Genomic DNA, 14,635 nt, shown 5'->3' with positions numbered 1-14,635 from the left:
ATTGAGATGAAAGTAGAAGGATTGCTTTTTGACCCAAGAAGTGGAATGTATATTTTACTTCTTCAGCAAGTAGATGGAGAAGAAACCCTTCCGATTTGGATTGGTAAACCCGAGGCAGATTCAATTGCTCTTGCACTGGGCAAGGTGCTAACGCCAAGACCTTTAACCCATGATTTGATAAAAAATATTCTTGATGAACTTGAGGTTCGTATTACAAAGGTTGTTATAACTGACTTGATTGACAATACTTACTATGCCTTAATATATACACACGATGGTATTAGAGAAAAAACCATTGATTCCCGTCCTTCTGACGCAGTCGCCATTGCTTTAAGAGTTCAGGCACCCATATTTGTTGAGGAAGGCATATTTGAGTTGAGAAAGGCTGATGAGCTGGAAGAGTGGCTTAAAAATCTCAAGCCAGAAGACTTTGGCAATATCATGTAGTGAATGCACTATAGCACAGAAGCCATTGTCCTAAAGAACATTCCCTATGGTGAGGCGGATTTAATAGTAACTTATCTTACGAAGAATTATGGCCTTTTGAATCTTTTTGCTAAAAGTCCTCGTAAAATAAAAAGTAGATTTGGAAGTTCCCTTGAGCCTTTGACCTATTCACAAATATCTTTTATTGGTAAAGAAGATAATCTTCAAAAGATTATTCAATCAGATATTATCCATCCTTTTCAGGCAATCAGAGAAAACTACAGATTATTTCTACAGATAGCTAATGCTGTGAGATTTTTAATACAGGCTCTACCTAAGAAAGAACCAAATAGCGAACTTTTTTATCTCCTGCTTAATACGCTTCTTTATTTAGAAAAAAGAATAAAACCTGACAACTATATCCTTTTTCTAAAAGTTAGGGGATTAAGTATTTTGGGCTATCTTCCTGATTTTAAAAACTGTGGAGTTTGCAGACAAGAGTTAAAAGAAGAATTTTATTATTCCAGCGGATTTATTATCTGTAAAAAATGTTCTTCTTCATATCATTATTCATCTTCAGTTCTACCTATCCCTATATCTCAGGGGGTTATAAAACTGCTTAAGGAAATATCAACATGGACATTGAATTTTTTAGAAAGAGTAAAAATTTCGGATAAACTATTCAATGAAATGGAAAAATTTCTTCAGAACCATATTTTTACAGTCTTAGGGTATAATAAGACATGGGATACAGAGAAAAATATTACAGCCTCATAGAGAAACTTAAACAAGAGATAATAGAGTTCTGCGGATATAGGTTCATCAGTTTGGTAATTTTTGACTCAGTTGCCTCAGATAGATTCAGCCCTGCCAGTGATATTGATAAAGATAAATTTCCTGAAGGAATACATTTTAATTTGTCTAAAATTGCTGAAATATCTAAGTGATTAAAAAAAGAAAGAGTCTGAGGAATATACAAAAGAAGATACTTTGAAAGCTATTGAGGGAGCTAAAATAGTTATTGAGACTGCAAGAAAATTTATCAAAATATAGAATATAGGAGGATAACATGAAGGAACAGCAAAAACCAATGTGCATAATCTGTGCATGGAGAGCTACATGCCAAAAGCAGTTTTCCCTTAAAGCAGGGCAGAAATGTCCTGATTTTGTAAAGGATGTTACAGTGAAAATTGAAGAAGAGGAAGAAAAAGAAAAGGAACAAGAACAAAAATAAGTGGAGATTGTAAATACATTTTTACTTACATTTATACCCCTTTTTGTCGCAATAGATGCGCCAGGAATTCTGCCTTTGTATATTTCTTTGGTTGAAGGAGTTCCTGATAAAGAAAGAAAACACATTGCCCGTCAGTCAGTAATAACAGCATTTTTAGTAGGAACATTATTTCTCTTTCTTGGAAATTTTATATTCTCACTTCTTGGAATAAAACTTGAAGATTTTATGATAGCAGGAGGAATTCTTTTATTAATTCTTTCAATTTCAGATATTTTAAGAGTAAAAGAAAAAGAACTTACGATTAGTGATACACTCGGAGTTGTTCCAATTGGTACTCCTTTACTTGCAGGTCCTGCAACGCTCACAACTTTAATCATTCTTGCAGGAAACTATGGATATCCAATTGTAATTTTTTCACTTTCTCTGAATCTTTTGATTGCATGGGTAATGCTTGAAAAAGCAGAGTTTGTAATAAAAGTCATGGGAATTCATGGAATAAAAGCCTTTGCTAAAGTAATGGCACTTCTTTTAAGTGCAATTGCTGTAAGTCTTATTAAAAAAGGATTAACGAAGATTTTAGGAGTAAACTAAATGATTCATGTTTACACAGGTGATGGAAAAGGTAAAACAACAGCAGCAGTAGGGCTCACTATAAGAGCAATTGGTAATGGTTTTAGAGTATTATTTGTTCAATTCATAAAAGGAGCTCACACAGGAGAGATTGAGATATTTCAAAAATTTCCAGAACTGATTGAGATTTACCGCTGTAGCACAGGTTTTGTATATAAAACTCCTGAAGAGTCTCAGATGGAAACTGTGAAAGAATGTGTTAAAGAAATTGAAAAAAAGCTTGAAAAAAATACCTATGATATGGTTGTTTTTGATGAACTTTCTGTTGCATTGAGCATCGGATTACTCAGCCGTGAAGATGTTGAAAGATTGATTCAGCTTTCAAAAAAAGCAGAGCTTATAATTACTGGCAGAAATGCTCCAGACTGGCTAATTGAACGAGCAGACCTTGTTACTGAAATGAAGAAAATAAAACATTACTTTGACAGAGGAATAAAAGCAAGAAAAGGGATTGAATACTGATGAATCCAACTCTGGTTATCTATCTATTAAGACACGGAGAAACAGAAGGACCAAAAAAGGTTTACAAAGGACACATTGATGTTCCTCTCAGTAAAATAGGGGAAAAGCAGGTGGAAAAAGTTGCGCAGTTTTTAAAAAACTATATAAAAAAATACGAACTTCAACCAAAGATTATTTATTCTTCACCTCTTAAAAGAGCTGTAACTTCAGCTGAGATTTTAAGTAGAGCGCTTTTAGTTGAAGTTAAATCAAAGAATATTCTTAAAGAGAGAAACTTTGGAACATGGGAAGGATTAAGCATTAATGATATAGTATCCCTATATCCTGAAGAATTTGAAAGATGGAGAAGGGATCCTCTTAGGTTCTGTCCTCCTCAGGGAGAAAGTACAATACAGGTAAGTAAGAGAGCCAGTGATGCGTTAAAAGAAATTTTGAAAAATCATAATGGTAGTCAAATTTTTATAACAGCTCATGGAGGAATAAATAGGGTTATATTATGTAATATTCTTGGTATGCCTCTGGAAAATATCTTCAGGATTGAGCAGGAATTTGCCTGCGTTAATATAATTGAATTTTATGAATCCCAGCCTGTTGTTAAGCTTATAAATGGAGTTTTCTGGAGGGATGAATATTTTTGAGAGAATTTATTTATTTTTTTATTTAAGAAAGAAGAAAAAAGATTTAAAGAGTCAAAAAAAACTACCCTTTCCTGTAATAAGCGTTGGAAATTTGACAGTTGGAGGCACTGGGAAAACCCCATTTACAATAGCCATTGCTAAGGAGCTAAAAAAAAGAGAATACAAGCCCATTATTCTTACAAGAGGCTACAGAGGTAGACTTAAAGGTCCATTAGTGGTGACAGAGGAGATGATTGCTCGGGATGTTGGAGACGAACCTCTTATGATGGCTATGGAGGGGCTTACAGTAATAAAATGCCCTGACAGATACAGTGGTGGAATTTATGCAATTGAAAGGTTTACTTTTACTGATAAGGATAGGGTGGTTTTCATAGTTGATGATGGATTTCAGCACTGGAAGCTTTACAGAGATGTGAATATCCTGCTTGTTGATGGTTTTACAGGTTTTGGTAATTGTTGTTTAATTCCATGCGGTCCTCTCAGGTCGCCCCTCACCGAGATTACAGAGGCAGATATGGTTTTTATAACCAAAAAGGAAAATAATACAATCTATCAGCATATCAAAGATATGGGAATAAAAGAGGTCTATTTCGCTCCTTTTAAAGTTGAAGGAATAATCAGAATGGATGGTAGAAAAATTGAACCAGCAGGGCAGAAAGTTTTTGCCTTTGCAGGGATTGGGAACTTTCAAGGTTTCTTAACCCTTTTAAATGGTGTCGGATTTAAAGTTGGCAGATATAAAAAATTTATTGACCATAAAAAATACAGTGAAACAACATTAAAAAGGATTTTGAATCTTGCAGCAGAGGCTGAACTTCTTGTTACAACAAAAAAAGATTTTGTAAAAATTAAAGATTTTAGCAATTTACCGAACAGTCTCTGCTATATGGAAATCTCTATAGAAATAAATAGCCAAACCGTTGACAAAATTATGGATTTAATGCATAATTGCTAATATGATAGATATGTGTGAATTTTTTGAAGAATTAAAAGAAACTCTTGAGCCTAAATGCCTCTGAATGACAGTTGGAGGTAATTGAAGAATATTCTGAGCAGTCTCCAGATGATTTTTAAGGAGGCAATTGGGAGGAATAATATGAAAAAATTGTTGATTATAATTTTAGCAATCTTTATTTTAGGAACTTCGGTATCTTTTGCAAAGGAGATACCTTTTACTCAGGAAGACAGAGAGAGACTTATAAGGGTTGAGGAAGGACTTAAGGCTGTAAATCAAAGAATTGATTCCCTTGATAAAAGAATTGATAATTTGAAGAATTTAATGTACATACTTATCAGTGTGATTTTTGCTCAAACAATTGGTGTTGTTGGTTTTGTAATATGGGATAGGCGCACAGCACTTCAACCAGCAATAAGGAAAAATAAGGAACTTGAAGAAAGACAGGACAGAGTGGAGAAAGCATTGAGAGAGCTTGCAAAGGTTGACTCCAGGATAGCAGAAATATTAAAAAATGCAGGATTGTTATAGTTTAAACCCAAAGGAAAGGAGGTGAGAGACTTTCTTTCTGGAGGAAGGATTCCATAACTGCCAAGATGGGCGCCATGGTGGTTATGGAAGTCTCCCAGTGGCGCAACCGACCTCCAAAGAATTATGCTAACATGGCATATAATTTGCATCATTAAAATTAAAAACTTAAAAGGAGGTCAGGTTATGTTAAAAAATCAAAAAGGTTTTACTCTCATTGAATTAGCAATTGTCCTTGTCATTATCGGAATAATTCTTGGTGCTGTGTTAAAGGGGAAAGATCTAATTGAAAATGCCAGAGCTAAAAAATTTATTAATGATGTAAGACAGTTTGAAGTTTTAAGCTGGACATTCTTTGACAGAAAGGGATATTTTCCTGGTGCTGATAAAAATGATCCCATAATAGATGGTAATCCATACGATGATATTGTAAACAAAGGTAAATTTACTGATGCACCTACAACTAATGCTTTAACTATAGGCTCATATACTTTTTATGTATGGCTTGGGAATGATGGACAGAGTGTACCAAAGAATATAATTGCTGTAACAAATAATAACACAACGCCTGGTGCATTTTCTGATGCTGAACTTGTTTATATGGAGGCATTTGATACAGCTGTTGATGGGGCAGTTGATGCAGATACTGGAAGAGTAAGAGCAGCTACTGCTGCTACAGTGACTTCAGCAAGCTGGTTGGTTAGTAGTGTCACTTTAAGTACAGGGGATAACTGGACATCTGCTGCAAAAGCCTTAGTATACTACTTTGACAGAGTTCAATAATAACAACGCAGGGGAGGCTTATGCCTCCCTTTTTTAAAATGATTTTTAGTAAACTTTCCGCTGAAAAAATCCTGCTTATAATTCTTTCAGCTATTTTTTTATTTATAATCCATATATTTTTGCCCAACATTGGTGGAGTTATTGTAAAGCAGGTTGAATATGTAATATGGTTTGCTTCAGGAACAGTTATTTTTATCGCATCCTTGAAGGTGATTAAAGAAAGAACTCTTAAAGAGTCACCTCTGAAAATATACATTCTTTTTTTTATTACTGCATGGATTGGTAGCATTGTTTTCAATCAAATCAGAAACCTTGATTACTTTTTAATAAGCTCTGCATGGCTTGTGGGTGGCTTTGTCCTCTGGTTTGCCTTCCATCAGTATGAACTCACCCAGAAGCAGAAGCTTTTTATTTTTCTTTTAATATTTCTTTCTGCAGTTATTGAGTCCCTCATAGGAATTATCCAGTTTTTTGGACTTTACAGATACATTCCCGTTACTCCTTCTCCTGAGGCAGGAATGGTTGGAGGAGTTTTTCAGCAAAAAAATCTCTTTGCCTCATGGGTAGCAACAGGACTTATTGTAAGCCTCTATCTTGTCTCAACTGCATGGCTCAGGAGCTTTTCATCATTTAAAAAAATTCTTTTCTTTGCTGGAATTTTTCTTTTATCCTTAAGCCTCATTATTGCTCAGTCAAGAACAGGACTTCTTGGCGTAGTCCTTGCTATGATTTTGATATTTTTAGTAAGAAGAAAGACCTATAAACCAATTAAAAAGACTGTCTTTGTCTGGCTGATGCTGTTTATTGCGGGAGTCTCAGCTGGTTTTTTCCTTCTTTCTGTGAAAGACCAGCTTGGTATAGAAAAACTTGCAGTGAAAAAGATAAAGTGGTTTTCTGATCCTGAGCAGGTATCCTACAGGGAAAGAATACTCATGTATGAAACTTCATTTGATATGTTTAAGGAAAAACCTTTTACAGGACAGGGGTTTTCAAATTTTGGTAGTCTTTACATGTATTATCAGGCAAAGGTGAAAAAAGCCAATCCTGATTATTATAAGGGCACAGGAAATCAGTATACCCATCATCCCCATAATGAGCTTTCTCTGATTGTAGCTGAAAGCGGGATTTTTGGTATTCTGGGAGTTTTATGCCTTTTATATGGCATTTTAAAGTTTTTCAAAAAAATTGGCTATCAACGTGCGGGTCTTTATACTGCTTTACTCACTCCTTTTCTGATTCATATGATGCTTGAGTATCCCCTTCATCTTTCAGTTGCCCACTGGTTTACCTTTGTGCTTATTGGAGCAATGGCAACATCACATTTTTTAAAGAAAACAGAGTTTAAAATCCAGAAAAAATTAAGCATAGCAGTGGCAGGAGCACTTTCATTTCTGTTTATTTTATTTTCCGTTTACATTGTAAAAACATTTATAGCCTATAACCAGCTTGTCATATGGTATATAGAATACTCTGAAGGTAAAAATGCGAAAATTGAAAACCTAATTCCTGCAAAGGAAAACTTATATCTCAGAAACTGGGCTAAACCCATGTACATGTTTTACAGTGCTGAGAATGCTCTGAAGAATATTGAGCAGAATCAAAATTATCTCTATGATTTTTTAAACTGGTCAGAAGCTGAGAAAAAAAGAATCCCTATTCCTCAGGTTTTTCAATATGATGCCTATGTTTTGTTTAGTCTTGGAAAGCATTTTGGACAGTTTGAATATTTAAATGAGGCTGTAAAATCCTCTGAAGAGGGGCTTGCACTCTATCCAGAGAATCAAGAACTTAAAAATCTAAGAAAGACAATTTTAGTTGAAGCATTTAGGAATATATTTAAAAACTTAAAACAACCAGAAAAATTACCTTCAAAAAAAGAGCCTGTTCAATAAATTACAAGTTCTTGAACAGACTTTATTGTCCATAGGAGTTAAAAATATTTTGTGTCTTTTTTAAAAAATCTTGAATTTCAGGAAGTTTACTTTTTACAATCTGAATGTTATACCAATTCATTTTTAAATATTGATGAATTGTCTCATTTCTGTGTTTTGTAAGAGGAGCTAATTTTAATGCTAAATCTCCAATAAACTCATAACAAGCTAAAACAGTATCTTTATAAGTATCAGGAATGGTTCTATTATTTATTTTCAGTATCTCTTCGCATATATCAACAATACATAAAATAATATCATTAATTGTTTTATCAAGAATTGCTCTTGCATCTCTGTCAGCAAAATATCTATTTTTATCTATGCTTTTATATTTTTTTAGAAAATAATCAATAGTTTCATTCAGAAAGGACAGGAGTTTATTCGCCTTTTGATTCATCTTTTATTTTTCTTCTAAATCTTATAGTTTCTGTTTCATGTAAAACTCTATCAAATAACTTATAAAGTGTTTCAGTATCAGGTTCAACTAATGCAACTCCTTTTAAAGCTTGTTGTATGATAAAAGGAGATTCATCTTCGTCATCAAGTCTTAATATTTCCACGTCTCTGTCAATAGACATAACTATTTGTTCAATAATATCAAATGATTCATTTTCAGGAACATTTATATACAGAGCCAGATCAATGTCTGATCTGGCATGGATATTTTTAGTTGCAGATGAACCATAAAGATATGCTAAAAGAATTTTATTTTTTTTGCGGAGTTCATTTAGTATGTGTTTTAATTGTTCTATTTCTTTTTTTTGAGCTTTTTTTATTGAAAGATTCATATAAAATTATACCACACTTTTTTTCAGGCTTTTATAATAGTTGAGGCTGTTTAATTTAACTGTCATTCCAAACACCATCAATGGGTCTGAGGAATCTCCGCATGTTCTGTTACGAAAAAAGCGGAGGAGATTCCTCGGCACTAACGCTCATCGGAATGATAGGTAAAAGGGCTTGGAATGGCAAGAAAAGTTAGGAATTCCAGAGGAAATTATAGTCTTTTGAAGAGTCTTACTTAAACTTAAAAGGAGTTTTAGAAATTTTTAAAACCATAAACCATTACATTGAACATATGATAATATAATTTATGGATTTTATTGCTGCTTATTTAAAGCTTTCTGAAAGAGAATTTGAAGAAAAAATTGAACAAGCTTTTGAGATACTAAAAAAATGCACTCTTTGCCCAAGAAACTGTCATGTTGACCGAACCTCAGGTAAAAAAGGAGTATGCAGAGTACTTGATAAACCATATGTTTCAAGCTGGGGACCTCATTTTGGAGAGGAATTACCTCTTGTAGGAAGATACGGCTCAGGAACAATATTTTTTGGATTTTGTAACTTAGCCTGTGTATATTGTCAGAACTGGACAATAAGCCATCTTGGAGAGGGTGATGAAATTTCTTATGAGGAGCTTGCTAATATTATGATTTCTCTTCAAAATTCAGGCTGTCATAATATAAATCTTGTTACTCCAACACATCAAGTCCCACAGATAATTAAATCTATCTATATCGCCAGCAAACAGGGGCTTAAACTTCCCATTGTTTATAACTCTGGTGGTTATGAATCCATTGAGACATTGAGAATTCTTGATGGAATAATTGATATTTATATGCCTGATTTTAAATATGCAGATAAAACTCTGGCAGAAAAATATTCAAAAGTTAAAAATTATCCTGATGTTGCTAAGCAGACACTCAAGGAAATGCATAGACAGGTTGGCGATTTAGTTATAAATGAACAGGGAATAGCTTTGCGAGGCTTACTTGTTAGACACCTTGTTTTGCCAAATAATATAGCAGGGACAGAGGAAGTGGTGAAATTCATTGCTGAGGAAATCTCTAAAAACACCTATATCAACATTATGGATCAATACAGACCCTGCTGGCAGGCAAATGATTATCCAGAAATAAATAGAAGAATAACACGAAAAGAGTTTGAAGATGCTATAAATATAGCTTTAAAATACGGATTAACAAGAATTGACTGCCTCATTTATTCAAAGAGACACTACTTCTGGTTTTAAACTTTCAAGGTCAAGTATTACTGCTGTTGCCTTTCCGTAAAGCCAACCACATGCCTCACCAGGATTTATAATCAATGTATTATTTAGTTTGCGAATGTCAATCTCATGCATATGTCCATATACTATTATGTCAAACTTACCTGAGAGCGTGAGTGCTTCAAGCATCTGAGGTTCATGCATAAGTGCAAACTTTTTACTCTCAATTTCAAATTCTCTTATCTGAGGCTGAATTCTTTCACCATACATTTTTTTAAGAAGAACTCTATCACCATCATTGTTTCCAAAAACTCCGTAGATTTCACCTTCAAATTCTTTAAAAACTCTCCATGTAAAAGGAGAAACAAAATCTCCTGCATGAATAATCTTTTTTACATTATGTTTCTTAAAAACTGCCAATGCTTTTCTTATGTTATCCATATGGTCATGTGTATCAGATATAATTCCTATTTTCATTTTCCTCCTCCAACTTTATTAAAATTTCACCGAAGGGATTTTTTTGAAAAGCTTTGACAAACTTTAACCTCAATAATTCCAATAATGCAAGAAAAGTTACTATAATTTCAAGCTTTGAACAATCAGGGCTAAAAAGTTCTTGAAAAGTTATAGATTTTTTAAATTTCAATATATTCAAAATCTGCTCAATTTTTTCTTCAATTTTAATGGTTTCCTTTGGAATATATATCTTTGGCTGAGGTTTATCAAGGATTTTTCTTAAGGCTTGGAAAAGGTCAAATATACTTAATTCTTCAAGAAAAAGCTCTTGTTCCTTTGATGTATTTCTTGAAAAAGCCTTTGACCAAATCTTATATCGCTCTTTAAGAAGCTGGGAGGCTTCTTTGATTTTTTCATATTCAATTAGTTGTTCAACAAGTTCTTTTCTTGGGTCTTCCTCTTCTTCAGGCTGTTCTTGTTTCGGAAGAAGCATTTTTGATTTTATATAAATCAATGTTGCAGCCATGACAAGAAATTCAGAGGCAATCTCAAGGTCAAGCTCTTTCATAAGCTCAAGATATTCAAGATACTGCTTTGTAATCAAGGCAATGGGGATATCATAGATATCTATTTTATTTTGTTTTATAAGATGAAGAAGTAAATCAAGAGGACCTTCAAATACAGGTAAAGCAACCTGAATTATCATGACTAAATATTTTAGCATATTGTATAATTAATCTCATGCTTGATAAAAAATATCTATTTCCAGAAGATGCGGTAAGGCTTATTTTTAAACATATTACTCAGAGAAGCCTTTCTTCTGAAATAGTTCCAATTGAAGAGGCATATTCAAGAGTTACTGCAGAAGATATTATATCACCAGAAGACCTTCCTGGGTTTAATCGTTCAACTGTTGATGGATTTGCTGTGAAGGCATCTGATACATTTGGCGCAAAAGAAAGCTCTCCAGCTTATCTTAAAATCAAAGCTGATATACCTATGGGAGCTATTCCAGATTTCTCTCTTTCAAATGGAGAAGCAGCATCAATTGCAACAGGGGGTATGCTTCCTGAAGGAGCAGATGCTGTAGTAATGGTTGAGCATGTAAATACGGTATCAGACGATTTAATTGAAGTTTTGAAGGCTGTTTCGCCCGGTGAAAATGTTATATTTCTGGATGAAGATGCAAAGAAAGGAGAAACTATTATAAAAGCAGGTCATAGGCTTAAGCCTCAGGATATAGGTGCACTCGCTGGATTGGGAATTAAAGATGTAAAGGTTATAAGAAAGCCTGTGATTTCCATAATTCTCACAGGAGACGAGATAATGCCCCATACAGAAAAGGTCACTCCTGGTAAAGTAAGAGATGTAAATTCTTTCACTCTTGCTGGGCTATGTTATGAAAATGGTGCAATTCCTTTAAAAATGGGAATTATTAAAGATGATTACAATGAGATTAAAAAAGCTGTTACAAAGGCTTATGAACTGAGTGATATAGTGCTTATTACAGGAGGAACATCTGCAGGCACAAAGGATTTAACTGCAAAGATTATTAATGAAATCGGCTTACCAGGAGTGCTTTTTCATGGTGCTTCAATAAAACCTGGAAAACCTATTATTGGTGGAGTCTGCAATGGGAAACCTGTTTTTGGTTTACCTGGGCATCCTGTTGCTGTTTATATATGTTTTGAGCTTTTTGTAAAGCCAGTAATTAATTACGTGTTTGGGCTTACTGATAAAAATTTTAAAAAGACAGTAAAAGCAAAGATGTCAAGAAGTATTCATTCTCAGGCTGGAAGACAGGATTTCATAAGGGTTTATCTTGAAGAGCATAATGGTGAGATATGGGCAACTCCATTACTAAGTAAATCAGGACTTATAATGAGTCTTGTGAAGGCTCACGGAATTGTTCATATTCCCTCTGAGTTACTTGGCATACTGGAAGGAGAAGAGGTTTTTGTTGAAATTATAGATTAATATTTTGCAGCATGACTTATTTGTTCTTTATAAGGAGTTGGGCTCCTTTTAAGAATTATTTCCATTGGCAAGGCATCAGGGTTTCCGCACACATTATCTTTCCACATCATTTTATACTGTTCAGAAGCAAAAATTTTCAGCAGTAGCTTCGGAAAAGGAATAAAAATAATATTTTTACCAAGATGTTTTCCAAAATCATGAACTATATCTTTCAAAGTAACTTTTTCATCTCCACAGAGTTCAAAAATTCCCTGCCCATTGTAATCAATCGCTTTAAGAAAACATTCTACAACATCCCTTACATCAACTGGCTGAAAATAGTAGTTACGAATATCAGGAAATAATAAAAATGGCAGATTATTTAAAATTGTCCTTAGTTTTACAAAAAGAAGCTGTTCATGACCTATTATAAATGATGGACGTAGTATTACAAATGGAATTCCTGTTTTTATAAGCTCTTTTTCAGCTTTAAGTTTTGTAATATGATACTTTGATGGAGCTTTTTCTCCGACTCCAAGAGCGCTCATATGTATTATTTTTTCAACGGAAAAATCCTTTAAAGTTTCATAAAGCACTTTAGAATACTCATAATGGACTTTTTCAAAGGTATCTGACTTTTTTTCTTGAATAATTCCGATAAGATGAATAACATATTGAGGATTTATAACTTCTATTATCTTCCTCAGCTCTTTTTTATTGTTAAACTCTTTAAGTTGATATATTTTTGGTTTTTCTCCGAATAAAGCTTTAGCTTTTGTAGAATTTCTAACAATTAGATGAATATCATAGGACATTTGGAGGGCTTCATTTACAATATATCTACCAACAAAACCCGTTGCACCTGTAATAAGCAGTTTTTTCATAAAAATTAAAAGGAGGGCTTGAGCCCTCCACCTTTCTTATTCAATTTGAAGTTTCCTTTCCTTTTTCTTAGCTTCTTCAGTCTTTGGAATTCTTATCTCAAGCACTCCTTTTTCAAATTTTGCTTTTGCTTTATCTGTCTGAACATCTACAGGAAGTCTGAAAGTTCTTGAGAATGAGCCATATGAACGTTCATATCTGTAGTAGTCTTTCTTTTCTACTTTTTCCTCTTTCTTCTTCTCACCAGAGATGGTGAGGTAGTCATCTGTAATTTTAACTTCAATATCTTCTTTATTGATTCCTGGAAGCTCTGCCTTGACAACAAGGTCATCCCCTTCTTCATATATATCTACTGCTGGAGAGACAATCTCAGCTTCCTCTCTCAATCTCGGAACAAATGACCTGAATAGAGAAAACGGTCTTCTCATGACCTCATCAAAGAGTCTCTCAATCTCCTCAAAGGGAGAAAGAACAGATGGTTCAACTCTTACTACATCTTTTGTCTCTTTTCTGGTCATGGCTAACACCTCCTTTTAAAGTAGTAGTATTGATACTATTTGACTAAATTTATCATTAAAAATTCATATTTGTCAAGAGGTATTGCCAAAATTTTTATATAATCTATATCAAGCTAAAATAATCTTACCTGAGCTTTTTTCAATAATTTCCCCTATGATAGCTGATTGAATTCCAGAGGAGTTTAGTCTTGAAATCAGAGTATCTGTTCTATCTGAAGGGACAGAAATAAGAAGTCCACCAGAGGTTTGAGGGTCTGATAATATATCAAGTGTTATGGGGTCTGTGTTCCCTATTTCAACTAATTTTGAACAATAGTTTACATTTCGTCTTCCGCCTGCTGGAACAATACCCATTGAAGCAAATTCATAAACGCGTGGAAGCAATGGAACTTTATTTTTCCATAATTTTATTGTTACCTTGCTTGATTTTGCAAGTTCAAGAGCATGCCCTAAAAGTCCAAATCCTGTAATATCAGTACAGGCATTTACCCCAATATTCATCATAACTTCTGATGATGTTTTATTAAGTAAAGCCATTGTTTGAGTAAGAATTTTTGCAGTATCATGGTCAAGAAGTTTTCCCTTAAGAGCTGTTGACAGTATTCCTGTGCCTATAGGCTTTGTTAAAATAAGGACATCTCCTGGTTTTGCACCTTTATTTGTAACGAACCTGTCTGGATGCGCAATTCCTGTAGCTGCGATTCCATATTTTATTTCAGGGTCATCAATGCTGTGGCCACCTATCATTAAAGCTTCTGCTTCACTTAGTTTATCTGCCCCACCTTTTAAAATCTCTCTTAGAATTGATTTATCCATCTCATTTATCGGAAAACAAACAATATTAAGGGCTAAAATAGGCTTTGCACCAACTGCGTATATATCACTCAATGCATTTGCAACTGCAATCTGTCCGAAATCGTAAGGATTGTCAACGATAGGAGTAAAAAAATCAACACTTTGCACAACTGCAAGGTCTTCTTTTAAACGATAAATCCCTGCATCAGACCAATCTTCAGAGCCGACAAGAAGATTTGGGTCTGTTGGTAGAGAAAGATATTTTAATATTTCTTCAAGGTCCCCTGGACCAATCTTTGCTGCTCAGCCAGCAGCCTTAACTTTTTCTGTAAGCACCTATTTAACTCCTTTTGTTTATTAACTTCTCAATTTTACCATAATTAAACTAATTTGCCTATACTCCTGAATTTGCCATTTAATGTTCTTATTTGAT

20 protein-coding genes are annotated in these 14,635 nt (G+C 33.9%); 13 read left to right on the top strand and 7 right to left on the bottom strand.

Annotation, left to right across the window (positions count from 1 at the left end):
* Window positions 1-6: 6 nt before the first annotated feature.
* From FLY87_RS02680 to FLY87_RS02630, 11 genes are all read left to right on the top strand, one after another.
* On the top strand, window positions 7-447 hold the full coding sequence (locus tag FLY87_RS02680) for a bifunctional nuclease family protein (RefSeq protein ID WP_206768428.1): 441 nt from the start codon (window positions 7-9) through the stop codon (window positions 445-447).
* A gap of 3 nt (window positions 448-450) precedes the next feature.
* On the top strand, window positions 451-1,203 hold the full coding sequence (recO, locus tag FLY87_RS02675; RefSeq protein ID WP_141266250.1) for a DNA repair protein RecO: 753 nt from the start codon (window positions 451-453) through the stop codon (window positions 1,201-1,203).
* Window positions 1,170-1,373 carry a hypothetical protein gene (locus tag FLY87_RS02670; protein WP_012545128.1) on the top strand — a complete coding sequence of 68 codons (204 nt, stop codon included), beginning with the start codon at window positions 1,170-1,172 and terminating at the stop codon, window positions 1,371-1,373. The genes recO and FLY87_RS02670 overlap by 34 nt, the downstream gene beginning before the upstream one ends.
* 122 nt (window positions 1,374-1,495) lie before the next feature.
* Window positions 1,496-1,660 carry a hypothetical protein gene (locus FLY87_RS02665; protein ID WP_012546002.1) on the top strand — a complete coding sequence of 55 codons (165 nt, stop codon included), beginning with the start codon at window positions 1,496-1,498 and terminating at the stop codon, window positions 1,658-1,660.
* On the top strand, window positions 1,661-2,251 hold the full coding sequence (locus tag FLY87_RS02660; RefSeq protein ID WP_141266249.1) for a MarC family protein: 591 nt from the start codon (window positions 1,661-1,663) through the stop codon (window positions 2,249-2,251).
* Window positions 2,252-2,752 (top strand): cob(I)yrinic acid a,c-diamide adenosyltransferase, encoded by a 501-nt coding sequence (gene cobO, locus FLY87_RS02655; RefSeq protein WP_141266248.1) that lies wholly within the window; start codon window positions 2,252-2,254, stop codon window positions 2,750-2,752.
* Window positions 2,752-3,390 (top strand): histidine phosphatase family protein, encoded by a 639-nt coding sequence (locus tag FLY87_RS02650; protein WP_012545248.1) that lies wholly within the window; start codon window positions 2,752-2,754, stop codon window positions 3,388-3,390. The genes cobO and FLY87_RS02650 overlap by 1 nt, the downstream gene beginning before the upstream one ends.
* Window positions 3,377-4,345 carry a tetraacyldisaccharide 4'-kinase gene (gene lpxK, locus FLY87_RS02645; RefSeq protein ID WP_141266247.1) on the top strand — a complete coding sequence of 323 codons (969 nt, stop codon included), beginning with the start codon at window positions 3,377-3,379 and terminating at the stop codon, window positions 4,343-4,345. Before FLY87_RS02650 ends, lpxK begins: the two co-directional genes overlap by 14 nt.
* A 141-nt stretch (window positions 4,346-4,486) precedes the next feature.
* The gene (locus FLY87_RS02640; protein WP_141266246.1) at window positions 4,487-4,876 is read left to right on the top strand and encodes a hypothetical protein; all 390 of its coding nucleotides are present in this window, start codon (window positions 4,487-4,489) and stop codon (window positions 4,874-4,876) included.
* Between the two features lie 183 nt (window positions 4,877-5,059).
* Window positions 5,060-5,656 (top strand): prepilin-type N-terminal cleavage/methylation domain-containing protein, encoded by a 597-nt coding sequence (locus FLY87_RS02635; RefSeq protein ID WP_141266245.1) that lies wholly within the window; start codon window positions 5,060-5,062, stop codon window positions 5,654-5,656.
* A gap of 20 nt (window positions 5,657-5,676) precedes the next feature.
* Window positions 5,677-7,548 (top strand): PglL family O-oligosaccharyltransferase, encoded by a 1,872-nt coding sequence (locus FLY87_RS02630; RefSeq protein ID WP_141266244.1) that lies wholly within the window; start codon window positions 5,677-5,679, stop codon window positions 7,546-7,548.
* 22 nt (window positions 7,549-7,570) lie between these two features.
* Here the strand turns inward: FLY87_RS02630 and FLY87_RS02625 are convergent, their stop codons facing one another.
* Both FLY87_RS02625 and FLY87_RS02620 read right to left on the bottom strand, forming a co-directional pair.
* Window positions 7,571-7,984, bottom strand: a complete 414-nt coding sequence (locus FLY87_RS02625; RefSeq protein ID WP_141266243.1) for a HepT-like ribonuclease domain-containing protein — start codon at window positions 7,982-7,984, stop codon at window positions 7,571-7,573.
* Window positions 7,965-8,375: a nucleotidyltransferase domain-containing protein gene (locus FLY87_RS02620; protein ID WP_012545284.1), complete on the bottom strand. Its 411-nt coding sequence runs from the start codon at window positions 8,373-8,375 to the stop codon at window positions 7,965-7,967. Before FLY87_RS02620 ends, FLY87_RS02625 begins: the two co-directional genes overlap by 20 nt.
* A gap of 305 nt (window positions 8,376-8,680) precedes the next feature.
* On the opposite strand from FLY87_RS02620, the gene FLY87_RS02615 reads away from it, so the two are divergent.
* Window positions 8,681-9,619, top strand: coding sequence for a radical SAM protein (locus FLY87_RS02615; RefSeq protein ID WP_012545758.1), 939 nt, complete (start codon window positions 8,681-8,683; stop codon window positions 9,617-9,619).
* On the opposite strand, the gene FLY87_RS02610 is transcribed toward FLY87_RS02615, so the two are convergent.
* Window positions 9,593-10,072: a metallophosphoesterase gene (locus FLY87_RS02610; RefSeq protein WP_012546148.1), complete on the bottom strand. Its 480-nt coding sequence runs from the start codon at window positions 10,070-10,072 to the stop codon at window positions 9,593-9,595. The genes FLY87_RS02615 and FLY87_RS02610 overlap by 27 nt on opposite strands.
* Complete coding sequence (locus FLY87_RS02605) at window positions 10,050-10,775, bottom strand: ScpA family protein (RefSeq protein WP_141266242.1); 726 nt, start codon at window positions 10,773-10,775, stop codon at window positions 10,050-10,052. The genes FLY87_RS02610 and FLY87_RS02605 overlap by 23 nt, the downstream gene beginning before the upstream one ends.
* 17 nt (window positions 10,776-10,792) lie before the next feature.
* On the opposite strand from FLY87_RS02605, the gene glp reads away from it, so the two are divergent.
* Window positions 10,793-12,028 (top strand): gephyrin-like molybdotransferase Glp, encoded by a 1,236-nt coding sequence (gene glp / locus FLY87_RS02600; RefSeq protein ID WP_012545855.1) that lies wholly within the window; start codon window positions 10,793-10,795, stop codon window positions 12,026-12,028.
* Here the strand turns inward: glp and FLY87_RS02595 are convergent.
* The 3 genes from FLY87_RS02595 to selD all read right to left on the bottom strand — a co-directional run bounded on the left by FLY87_RS02595 (window position 12,025) and on the right by selD (window position 14,538).
* Window positions 12,025-12,891 carry an NAD-dependent epimerase/dehydratase family protein gene (locus tag FLY87_RS02595; RefSeq protein ID WP_141266241.1) on the bottom strand — a complete coding sequence of 289 codons (867 nt, stop codon included), beginning with the start codon at window positions 12,889-12,891 and terminating at the stop codon, window positions 12,025-12,027. The two genes, glp and FLY87_RS02595, sit on opposite strands and share 4 nt — an antisense overlap.
* A 36-nt stretch (window positions 12,892-12,927) precedes the next feature.
* Window positions 12,928-13,407 carry an Hsp20/alpha crystallin family protein gene (locus FLY87_RS02590; RefSeq protein ID WP_012546682.1) on the bottom strand — a complete coding sequence of 160 codons (480 nt, stop codon included), beginning with the start codon at window positions 13,405-13,407 and terminating at the stop codon, window positions 12,928-12,930.
* A 108-nt stretch (window positions 13,408-13,515) separates the two neighbouring features.
* Complete coding sequence (selD, locus tag FLY87_RS02585; RefSeq protein ID WP_255446957.1) at window positions 13,516-14,538, bottom strand: selenide, water dikinase SelD; 1,023 nt, start codon at window positions 14,536-14,538, stop codon at window positions 13,516-13,518.
* Between the last annotated feature and the right edge of the window lie 97 nt (window positions 14,539-14,635).

It is taken from the genome of Thermodesulfovibrio sp. Kuro-1 (assembly GCF_006538445.1).
GTDB classification, from domain to species: domain Bacteria; phylum Nitrospirota; class Thermodesulfovibrionia; order Thermodesulfovibrionales; family Thermodesulfovibrionaceae; genus Thermodesulfovibrio; species Thermodesulfovibrio yellowstonii.
This window is presented reverse-complemented; position numbering and strand designations above follow the sequence as displayed.